The organism is Anaerofustis sp., from assembly GCF_019420015.1.
GTDB lineage: Bacteria > Bacillota > Clostridia > Eubacteriales > Anaerofustaceae > Anaerofustis.
On sequence record NZ_JAHZIA010000005.1, the window covers coordinates 19,788 to 30,906 of the forward strand.

Below are 11,119 nucleotides of genomic sequence, written 5' to 3' on the forward strand. Positions count from 1 at the left end.
TACGTATAAATATTTTACACTCTGTATACTTCTTTTATTCCCTGTACATTTTTTAATTTTCTGAACAAATCTTCCAACTCCATAGTGTTATGGACATGTAAACTTATATTCACAACAGAACCATACTTATTATCGGAAGCTGCAGAAAAATTAGACATATTGAAACCTTCATTGCTTATTATGGTAGTAATCTCGGCAGAAAGTCCTATCCTGTCATTTGCTGTTATTTTTATATCCGCTTCAAAGGTTTTGTTTTCTTTAAGTACATCTCTGTTCCAGGATACATTGATAAGCCTTTCCTGATTGATGGAATTACCTACATTTATGCAGTCTGCTCTGTGTATTGAAACCCCTCTGTTTTTTGTTATATAACCTACTATGTTATCTCCGGGAACAGGATTACAACAATTTGAAAAGAATACGGCAAGATCGGTATACCCCTGAACATTTATGGCATTTTCATTCTTGCTCTTTTTGTTTTTAACTAATTTTATCTCTTTTTCTTTTTCTTCTTCGTTAAATTCTTCTTTAAAATTATCTTTTATCCTTTGAAATACAAGGCCGCTTTTCAAACCTCCGTAACCAATTGCAGAGTATAGATCGTCCCATGTATTAACGTTAAATCTTTTCTTCACAAATTCCAAATGCCCGTTTGTAACGATTGTATTTAAAGAATAGCCGTCTTTCTTAACTTCTTTTTCCAGGGCTTCTTTGCCTCTTATTATATTTTCTTCTCTGTCAGCCTTTTTAAAGAAAGTTTTGATTTTTGTCTTCGCATGCGAACTTTTAACTATATTCAGCCAATCTCTGCTTGGACCTTTTGAATTCGGAGAAGTAATGATATTTACTATATCTCCGTTTTGAAGTTTATAGGTAAGAGGAACCATCTTTCCGTTTACTTTGGCTCCGACACACTGATTTCCGATATCGGAATGTATCCTATACGCAAAATCTATCGGACATGCTCCGCTTGGAAGCTGTATAACTTTGGAATTCGGAGTAAATACAAACACTTCATCGGTAAATAAATCGAACTTTATTCCTTCCATAAATTCATCTGAATTTTCAAGTTCATTTTCCATCTCCATAAGTTCTCTTATCCAAATAAGCCTTTTTTCAAAATCTCCGTCTTTTTTGCCTGAAGTACCTTCTTTGTATTTCCAGTGAGCCGCGATACCATACTCTGCGGTTCTGTGCATTTCATATGTTCTTATTTGAATTTCAAAAGGTTCTGAACCCTTGGTAAATACCGTTGTATGAAGAGACTGATACATATTAGGTTTAGGCATTGCTATATAATCTTTAAATCTTCCGGGCATCGGATTCCAAAGGGTATGTGCCATCCCGAGTACACCGTAACAATCTTTTATGGAATCAACCAACACCCTTATTGCAAACAAATCATATATCTCTTCAAAGGCCTTTCCTTTTTTCATTTTTCTGTATATAGAATAAAAATGTTTCGGACGCCCTTCTATTTTGGCTTTTATTCCCGATTCTTTAAGCACTTTTCCGAGTATATATTTAACATTGTCGATAAAAGCTTCTCTCTCTTCTCTTTTTAATGCAACCTTTCTTGCTATATCATGATAGGCTTCTGGATCCAAATACAACAAAGCCAAATCTTCAAGCTCCCATTTTATTTTCGATATACCAAGCCTATGTGCAATAGGAGCATAAATATCAAGGGTTTCTTTTGCCTTTTGCTTTTGTTTATCCGGTCTCATAGCAGATAAAGTTCTCATATTATGCAGTCTGTCGGCAAGCTTTATGATAACAACCCTTACATCATTCGCCATGGCTATTACCATTTTTCTTAAATTTTCGGCCTCTCTCTGCTCCTTTGTCACGAACTGAAGTTTCCCTATTTTGGTCACTCCGTCAACGAGATTTGCAATATTTTCGTTAAAATTTGTTTTTATCATTTCATAACTGGCAGAAGTATCTTCGATAACATCATGCAGTATTGCAGCACAAATCGTATCCGTATCCATGTGTAAATCCGCTAAAATAAAGGCTACTTCAAGAGGATGTGAAATATACGGTTCTCCGGAATAGCGGGTTTGGTTTTTATGGGCATCTTTGGCAAGTAAATAAGCACGCTCAATTATTTCAAAATTTGCATCTTTTGAATACTCTTTAATTCTTGTTTCCAATCTTTTTAGAAGTTCCATATTAGCCCTCCCATTTATTTATATAAACACTGTAAAAAGCACTTAATTATTATCTTTTATAATAGCATAAACATAACATTTGTTCAACTTTATTGATTAAATATTATACCCCAAAACAATGTATAAAATTAATATATTATGAATGATATTTACTAAAATAAAACACTTTATAAAAAGGCATTATGCAAATATTTATATCTTATATTTAAATAAACGTACATTTTCCGACTTTCTTAAAATAAATTTTATTTTGACTTAAAATCTTAAATTCAATGAATTATCATATAAATATTTCTATTTTGGCAAACCGGAATTTATAAAATCTTACAGGGACTAATTATATAGAAATTATATAAAACCCCTCTTTTGATTAGGAAATAAAACAAAGTTAACATATTATGATAATTACAATGATTTTTCCCATTAAAATGATAATATAATTGATTTTAAAGGGTATATTTGATAATATAAATTATTATAGCTTTTATTTAAGGAGAACAAGATTAATGAGTAAAAAACCATATTATATTTCAACGGCAATTGCTTATACTTCAGGCAAACCTCATATAGGTAATACTTACGAAATCGTTTTGGCAGACAGTATAGCAAGATATAAAAGATTAACCGGATATGACGTATATTTCCAAACGGGAACAGACGAACACGGACAAAAAATAGAAACAAAAGCAAATGAAGCGGGAATAACTCCAAAGGCATTTGTTGACGGCGTTTCAACCGAAATCCACAGAATCTGGGATATTATGAATACTAGCTATGATAAATTTGTAAGAACGACCGACCCTTACCATGAAAAAAAGGTTCAGCAAATCTTTAAAAAATTATATAAACAGGGCGATATATATAAAAGCGAGTACGAAGGAATGTACTGCGAACCATGCGAATCATTCTTCACGGAAAGTCAATTGATTGACGGTAAATGCCCGGACTGCGGAAGAGAAGTTACTTACGAAAAAGAAGAAGCATATTTCTTTAAATTAAGTAAATACGCCGATAGATTAATGGAATATATAGATTCTCACCCGGAATTTATTCAACCGGAATCAAGAAAAAACGAAATGGTAAATAACTTTTTAAAACCGGGACTTAAGGATTTATGCGTTTCAAGAACAAGTTTCAAATGGGGAATCCCCGTAGATTTTGACCCTGGACATGTTGTATACGTATGGATTGACGCTCTTTCAAACTATATTACATTCCTCGGATATGATATCGAAGGTAAACATGAAGCCCCTTATTTAAAATATTGGCCTGCAGATGTACACCTTATAGGTAAAGATATCTTAAGATTCCATACCCTATACTGGCCTATAATGTTGATGGCACTTGATATCCCTCTTCCAAAGCAAATATTCGGACATCCATGGCTGCTTCTTGGAGAAGGAAAAATGAGTAAATCAAAAGGGAATGTTATATACGCAGACGACTTGGTTGATTTATTCGGAGTAGACAGTGTAAGATATTACCTTTTAAGAGAGATGCCTTTCGCTCAAGACGGAACATTAACTTATGAACAATTGATAGACAGAATAAACGGTGAACTTGTAAATATACTTGGAAATCTTGTAAACAGAACAATTGCCATGAGCAAAAAATACTTCGACAGCAAAGTATCAAATCCTAAAGTAACAGAAGATATAGACAAAGAATTAATCAAAACAATAGAAGATACTCCTAAACTGGTTGAAGAAAAGATGAACGAGTTAAAAGTTGCAGATGCCATCAATTTGATTATTTCTCTCGCAAGAAGAAGCAATAAATATATTGATGAAACAATGCCTTGGGTACTTGCAAAAGATGAATCCCAAAGTGACAGATTGAGAACCGTTTTGTATAATTTGCTAGAATCAATAAGAGTCATAGGTGTTTTGATTACTCCTTTCTTACCGGAAACAGGAGAAAACATCATCAAAATGTTAAACACCAAAAATTCTTCATACGAAAGTATATTGCATTTTGGCGGACTTGAAGAAAATATTGTTTTAAATGAATCTTTTGTATTATTTAACAGATTAGATCCAAAAGAAATATTAAGCAAAATAAACAAAGAAAACAAAAATAATAAAAAAAGCGAAAGCAAACAAGCTAAAAATAAAAGTGAACAACAACAAATAAGTATCGAAGATTTTGCAAAAATGGATTTGAGAACAGGTAAAATCGTAAATGCAAAAAAACACCCAAATGCAGAAAAACTACTGATACTCGAAGTAATGGTTGGAGAAGAAAAAAGACAAATCGTTTCAGGAATAGCCAAGTATTTCAAGCCAGAAGAGTTAAAAGATCAAAATGTAGTCGTAGTAACAAATTTAAAACCTGCAAAACTAAGAGGAGAACTTTCTGAAGGGATGATTTTAATGGCTGAAGACAAAGACGGAAAACTCACTTTCATTTCTCCGAAAGAAAACATCGAAAGCGGATTAAAGGTTAGGTAAACTATGGCTTACAAAGATATATCTTTAAAAGAATTTACTGACAGAACATTTGATAAAGACCCTGCTCCAGGCGGAGGCGGGGTCTGTTCTTTATCGGGTGCATTGGGAGCAGCACTGAGTGGAATGGTAGCAAATTTTACCACGGGCAAAAAAAAATACGCTCAATATGAAAATGATATTCAAAATATATTAAAAAAAGCAAAACAACTTCAAAACAGATTCCTTGAACTTATTGATGAAGACGAAGAAAACTTTATACCTTTATCAAAAGCATATTCCTTAAAAGCCCAAACAGAAAAAGAAAAAAAGTTCAAAGAGGAAGAAATTTCAAAATGCTCAATAACAGCAACAAAAGCTCCAATGGAAGTAATAGACATTGCTTATGATGCATTGCTTTTACATGAAGAACTCATTCAAAAAGGATCCGCCCTACTAATAAGCGATGTAGGAGTTGGAACAGAATGTTTGCGCTGCGCACTAAAAAGCGGATACTTAAATATGATGATTAATATGGGTACTGTAAAAGATAAGAAATTCATAGAAGAAAACTTAAATAAATACAAAACAAAAGTGCATAAAGGTATTAAGCTGTGTGATAAAATATACGATAGAGTACTTAAACAATTAAATATAGAGGAATAAATCAATGAAAGCAAAATTACTCGGGAAAAATGTTACGGAAAAAATAATTTCAGATTGCAAAATCGAATGTGAAAATATAAAGCAAAAAGGAATAATACCGACTCTGGCAGTAATGAGAGTAGGAAACAATAAAAGTGATATTTCATATGAAAAAAATATAATAAAACTTATGGATAAAGCCGGTATATCGGTAAAATCAATTATCTTAGATCAAAACGTGAGCAAAGACAGTTTTACAGAAAAATTACAAGAATTAAATAAAGACGAAAACGTAAACTCAATTTTAATTTTTCGCCCCCTTCCATCTCATATAAATGAAGATAAGATAAAATATATAATCGACCCTAAAAAAGATATAGATTGTTTTTCACCTTTAAATTTAGCAAAAGTATTTATTTCTGACGAAAGCGGATTCTATCCTTGTACACCTCTTGGAGTAATGGAAATGCTTGACTACTATAAGATAGAACTTACAGGAAAAAATGTTGTTATAGTAGGAAGAAGTTTGGTTGTTGGAAAGCCTTTAAGTATGATGCTTCTTGACCGACACGCTACGGTAACAATATGTCACTCTAAAACGGATAATCTTCAAAAAATTTGCAAAAAAGCAGATATACTGATTGTTGCAATAGGACGTGGAAATATGATTGATAAAAATTATATAAAAGAAGGTGCAACAGTTATAGATGTAGGAATAAATTTTATTGATGGAAAAATGACAGGAGATGTTAGTATCGACAGTGCATTGGAAGTTACCGAAATGATTACCCCCGTTCCGGGAGGTGTCGGAGGAGTCACAACAGCATGCCTTATAAAAAATGTTTTAAAATCCTGTAAAAATACACATTAAAAAATAAACAAAAATAAAAAAGCGATATTTAATATCGCTTTTTTTATACATAATGTTCACTTTAAAGAGAATTACCGCTTTCTATGCTTATTTCATTAAACTTATCCAGCAAGTCGTCAACAACGATATTATCCTTATCTTCTCCGGCTTTATCCACAAGCACATTCCCTTTATGCATCATAATAATCCTATTGCCGTATTCAACCGCAAAACGCAAATTGTGCGTAACCATAATCGTGGTTATGTTTTTCTCTCTTACAATTTCATCTGTAAGTTCCATAATAAGCTGTGCCGTTTTGGGATCAAGAGCCGCAGTATGCTCATCCAATATTAAAAATTCAATATCAGCCATAGTTGTCATAAGCAAAGCCATAGCCTGTCTTTGTCCTCCCGACAAAGCTCCGACTTTACTCTCAAGCATATCTTCAAGTCCCAAGTTTAACTTGGATAGCAATTCTTTATAATATGCTATTCTCTTTTTATTCGTACCAAAGGATAGCCCATAAGGTTTCCCCTTATTGTCCGCCAATGACATATTTTCCAATATTGTCATACTGGGACAAGTACCCATGGAAGGATCTTGATATACTCTTCCTATTTTTCTGCTTCTTACATATTCCTTTTGAGAGGTTATATCTTCACCATTTAAAATAATCTTCCCTTTTTCGGGAGTCAAACTTCCGCAAATCAAATTAAGCATAGATGTTTTACCCGAACCGTTACTTCCTATAACCGAAATAAAATCTTTATCATTTATATTTAAATTAAAATTGTTAAATAAACAAACTTCATTTACGGTACCTATATTATAATATTTATCTATATTTTCAAGTTTTATCATGCCTTCACCTTCTTTTTGCGGTCCATACTGATTACCAAAATTACAAAGAACAACAACGCCGTAACTAATTTTAAATCATTTGCGTCAAGTCCGAATTCTATTGCTATTGCAACACAGGCTTTGTAAATTACAGACCCAAAGACAACAGCAGTAGTAGCCTTTAATTTATTTGTTTTAAATATGTTCATACCGATAATTACACTGGCAAGCCCTATTACGATAGTACCGGTACCCATAGTAATTTCAAAGAATCTCTGTTGTTGACACATAACACTTCCCGCCAACGCAACAAGCCCATTTGCCAAAGCCAAACCTATTATTTTTGTTATTCCGCTGTCTTTCGCAAGAGAAGTAACAATTTTTTCATTATCACCTACCGCTCTAAGAAGATATCCTGACTTCGTTTTTAAATACAAATCCAACAAAAGCTTGGCAACAATCAACACTACAAATATAATAATAATAGTTTTATATTCCGATAAAAATCCCGGAAACAACCCGTTTATAAAATCATTGTCAAATATTGTTTTATAATTAAAAATCGGAACATTTGCAACGCCTCCGGCAATTCTTAAATTTACCGTATATAATGCGGTCATCATTATAATACCTGACAGTAAATCTCTTACTTTAAATTTAACATGAATAATTCCCGTCAAAACTCCGGCAAAAGCACCGACAAGTGTAGAAACAATCAAAGTTAAAAACGGATTCACACCGGAAACTATAAGCATCGCAGTTACCGCAGCCCCCAAAGGAAACGTACCGTCAACAGACAAATCGGGGAAGTCCAATATTTTATATGTAATATATACACCTATAGCCATAATGGCATATATAAATCCTTGTTCAAATATACTAATTAACAAATCCACTTTATATCTCCTTTTAGCTTAAACAAAGCATCAAACTAAAATTAACTTTATCATATCCGACTAAGAAAATTAATTTATTTTTCAGCAGCCGTATTTTCGATTTTATCAAAAGTTTGAGATGCCTGTTCGGTTAAATCTTTGCTTAATTTAATACCTAAATCCTCTGCAACTTTACTGTTTAAAACCACTTCTCCGTCTTTAAATATTTCAAACTCCATATCCTTGGCTTCAGCTTCGCCTTTTAATACTTTTGCAGCCATCTTACCGGTTTGCTTTCCGAGTTTTATATAATCTATACCTACACATCCTATACATCCGTTTCTAACTTGTTCTACCTCAGAACCAAAAACAGGTATACCTGCATTCTTTGCTTTTTCCAAAATTGTAGGAAGATTACTTACCACTGTATTATCCGTTAAATTCGTGATACAATCCACTTTTTTTATCAAACTGTCCGTAGCCATAGGTATATCGGCAGAACTGCTTATACCTTGGGTTATTATTTCAACCCCGTGTTTTTTTGCAGCTTTTTCATAAGCCTCTATTCCCGACTGAGAATTAACTTCACTTGTACTGTACAAAATACCTACCTTTTTTGCTTTAGGTAAAATATCTTTAATTAACTTCAACTGTTCGTCTGCCAAAATCAAATCTGATGTACCTGAAATTTGTCCTATATTTTTGTTGTTTTCATCAACCAATCCCGCTAATTTAGGAGATGTTACCGCAGTATAAATAACGGGTATGTTTTTATCTTTAACTGCATTATACGAACTTTGCGCACTCGGTGTTGCAATGGCACATACCATATCCAAATCTTTAGATGCAAAACTTGAAGCTATCTGGTTGTCCGTTGCTGTATCCGATCCTGAATTCTTATAAGTAACCTTTAAATTTTTACCTTCTTCTATTCCTTCTTCTTTTAATCCTTGAAGCAGCCCTTCTCTGCAATTATCCAATGAACCGTGATTTGCAAACTGCAATATACCAATTTCATAACTGTCCTTACCTGCCGAATTACTGTCTTTGTTTCCGCATCCGACTAAAAGTCCTGCTGCCAACATCACACTTAAACCAATAATTGCCACTTTTTTCATTTTCATTTTTTTTCCTCGCTTTATTAAAAATTTTTATTTTTAATATAGAAAAAGCCCCAAGCATAATTGCTTGAGGCGAAATTATCCGCGGTGCCACTCAATTTGACATAAAAAATTCATGTCCACTCTTATACGTATACCATCATATACGCCCTGTATGATAACGGGTCGGGTGCCCGATGACCCCTACTAAAATTTTCAAAGTCACCCTCAAAAGTCCATTCAACAAGGAAATCATGCCATAATCTCACCATCTATGGCTCTCTTTAAATCATTCGTATCTTGCCTACTACTCTTTCTCTACGGTTTTCTATATTAATGTTGCTATGATAATACTCCAATTATTTATAATTGTCAATAGTTTTTTGAAAATTTAGACGATAAACAAATAATATTTATAGAATACTCTTATTACATCAAAATAAAAAACATAAATATTAATGACTCTCACCGTATAAATTAATAATTATCAGCTAAATTACAAAGAAATGACAAATTTAAATGATATCATAATAACAGAAATATTAAAGGAGTGATATAATGGATATATACATAAAGGCAACAATAGATGCCAGAAAAAATTTAATATTTAACCATTGTAAAAACGGAAAGGTAAGAAAAATAACAGATGTTTTATTTAAAAAAATAGAACATTTAGGTGAGAATTGCAAAGATGTCGAAGAATTTGAAAATAAATTTTTAGAAAGTAAATTATGCAAAAGATACAAATATATATATGAAAAAACGAATAAAAGCCTTTAAACTAAAGGCTTTTTTATTTCGCCAAAACATAAAATATTTATTCGATTTATTTTATACATCCAGTGGATATATTTAATTATAAATACATATTGACTAAACGTAAAACATATACTATAATACAAGTAAATTATAATGTATCCAGTGGATATACTTATTGGAGAAATAAATGGATAATCAAAATAACATCTTATACAAAAAAATAAAAGAAAAATTAATAAAGGACTACAGTAATTTAAATTATTATGACACCTTTCCTTCAGAAAGAGAATTATGCGAAAAATACAAAGTAAGCAGACCAACAATAAAGTCAGCCCTTAAATTACTGGAGGAAGAAAATCTGATAATAAAAAAACCCAGAAAAGGAACTTTTTTTCTGGGAAACAGTCCATATACAGACCATCAGATTTCTTCGGTAATAGGTTTTTATAACGACGTAAAACTTCAAGGACGAAAAACAAAAAGCAAAGTTCTTTTTCAAAACACAGAAAGAGCCGATGAATACATAGCAAAAAAACTAAAAATAAAAAGTGGAGACTACATATTCAGACTTGAAAGATTAAGATACTTGGACGGAAATATTTTTGCCCTTACCAATTCTTATTTACCTTTAAAATTCGTTGATTATTTAATATCGAAAGACTTTAGCGACTGCTCTCTTTACGATGTACTTTCAAAAAAAGGTATCACACCCTTTTCAGGAAATCAAGAACTTATAATTGCCCCTGCAAACAAATACGAAGCAATGCATTTAAACATAAAAGAAAATTCTCCGATAAGCATATTAAAATCAACAACATATACTAAAGACAAAGAACTGATAGAATATGTGGAAGCAAAGTCAAATGCATACAGAACAAAATATGAAATGAAAGTATTTCATAAAAATAATATTTATTAAAAGGAGTTTATAACAAATGATTGATATTCTAAACACCGACATAAATAAAATGTCAAACTTATCTTTTGATTGTAACTGTGGGAAACACCATACATTAAACATACACGATATATGTATAAAAGAAAATGCAATAGAAGAACTTGACAGAATAATATCACCTTTTAAAGATAACAAGATTTTTGTATTCAGTGATACTAATACTTTTAAAGCAGCAGGAAAAGAAACTTTAAATGAACTTGAAAAAAACAATTATAATTATAAAAACTTTGTAATTGAAACAAGAGAGGACATATTAATCCCAAATGAAAAAGTTCTCGGAAGACTTTTTATGGAAATGGAAAATAATACGGGTCTTATAATAGCTATCGGAAGCGGAACAATAAACGATTTAGGCAAATACCTTTCAGTAAAAACCGGTATCCCATACATAATAGTATGCACCGCCCCCTCAATGGACGGTTATGCGTCAAACGGAGCTCCTCTTATTTGCTCAGGAATGAAAATTTCTTTTAACGCAACACTGCCATACG

The 11,119-nt window shown here is 32.2% G+C and carries 10 protein-coding genes and 1 other annotated feature; of the genes, 6 read left to right on the top strand and 4 right to left on the bottom strand.

Going from position 1 to position 11,119, the window contains the following annotated elements; genetic code table 11:
* Nucleotides 1–14: 14 nt before the first annotated feature.
* Nucleotides 15–2,174 carry a bifunctional (p)ppGpp synthetase/guanosine-3',5'-bis(diphosphate) 3'-pyrophosphohydrolase gene (locus QZ357_RS00800; RefSeq protein ID WP_290770744.1) on the bottom strand — a complete coding sequence of 720 codons (2,160 nt, stop codon included), beginning with the start codon at nucleotides 2,172–2,174 and terminating at the stop codon, nucleotides 15–17.
* Nucleotides 2,175–2,641: 467 nt separating this feature from the next.
* On the opposite strand from QZ357_RS00800, the gene metG reads away from it, so the two are divergent.
* The 3 genes from metG to QZ357_RS00815 are packed head-to-tail and all read left to right on the top strand — an operon-like array spanning nucleotide 2,642 to nucleotide 6,116.
* Nucleotides 2,642–4,624: a methionine--tRNA ligase gene (metG, locus tag QZ357_RS00805; protein WP_290770767.1), complete on the top strand. Its 1,983-nt coding sequence runs from the start codon at nucleotides 2,642–2,644 to the stop codon at nucleotides 4,622–4,624.
* Between the two features lie 3 nt (nucleotides 4,625–4,627).
* Nucleotides 4,628–5,266 (top strand): cyclodeaminase/cyclohydrolase family protein, encoded by a 639-nt coding sequence (locus QZ357_RS00810; protein ID WP_290770746.1) that lies wholly within the window; start codon nucleotides 4,628–4,630, stop codon nucleotides 5,264–5,266.
* Between the two features lie 4 nt (nucleotides 5,267–5,270).
* Nucleotides 5,271–6,116, top strand: coding sequence for a tetrahydrofolate dehydrogenase/cyclohydrolase catalytic domain-containing protein (locus tag QZ357_RS00815; RefSeq protein WP_290770748.1), 846 nt, complete (start codon nucleotides 5,271–5,273; stop codon nucleotides 6,114–6,116).
* Nucleotides 6,117–6,177: 61 nt separating this feature from the next.
* Here QZ357_RS00815 and QZ357_RS00820 read toward each other — a convergent pair whose 3' ends face one another.
* The 3 genes from QZ357_RS00820 to QZ357_RS00830 all read right to left on the bottom strand — a co-directional run bounded on the left by QZ357_RS00820 (nucleotide 6,178) and on the right by QZ357_RS00830 (nucleotide 8,935).
* Nucleotides 6,178–6,957: an ATP-binding cassette domain-containing protein gene (locus QZ357_RS00820; protein WP_290770750.1), complete on the bottom strand. Its 780-nt coding sequence runs from the start codon at nucleotides 6,955–6,957 to the stop codon at nucleotides 6,178–6,180.
* Complete coding sequence (locus tag QZ357_RS00825; protein WP_290770752.1) at nucleotides 6,954–7,832, bottom strand: ABC transporter permease; 879 nt, start codon at nucleotides 7,830–7,832, stop codon at nucleotides 6,954–6,956. The genes QZ357_RS00820 and QZ357_RS00825 overlap by 4 nt, the downstream gene beginning before the upstream one ends.
* Nucleotides 7,833–7,906: 74 nt before the next feature.
* Nucleotides 7,907–8,935 carry an ABC transporter substrate-binding protein gene (locus tag QZ357_RS00830; protein WP_290770759.1) on the bottom strand — a complete coding sequence of 343 codons (1,029 nt, stop codon included), beginning with the start codon at nucleotides 8,933–8,935 and terminating at the stop codon, nucleotides 7,907–7,909.
* A 62-nt stretch (nucleotides 8,936–8,997) separates the two neighbouring features.
* Nucleotides 8,998–9,241 (bottom strand) — a binding site (T-box leader).
* Between the two features lie 228 nt (nucleotides 9,242–9,469).
* On the opposite strand from QZ357_RS00830, the gene QZ357_RS00835 reads away from it, so the two are divergent.
* The 3 genes from QZ357_RS00835 to QZ357_RS00845 form a co-directional block, all read left to right on the top strand.
* Nucleotides 9,470–9,691, top strand: a complete 222-nt coding sequence (locus QZ357_RS00835; protein ID WP_290770761.1) for a hypothetical protein — start codon at nucleotides 9,470–9,472, stop codon at nucleotides 9,689–9,691.
* Nucleotides 9,692–9,857: 166 nt separating this feature from the next.
* On the top strand, nucleotides 9,858–10,589 hold the full coding sequence (locus QZ357_RS00840) for a GntR family transcriptional regulator (RefSeq protein WP_290770763.1): 732 nt from the start codon (nucleotides 9,858–9,860) through the stop codon (nucleotides 10,587–10,589).
* Between the two features lie 16 nt (nucleotides 10,590–10,605).
* On the top strand, nucleotides 10,606–11,119 hold a 514-nt coding region (locus QZ357_RS00845; RefSeq protein WP_290770765.1), incomplete at its 3' end, for an iron-containing alcohol dehydrogenase.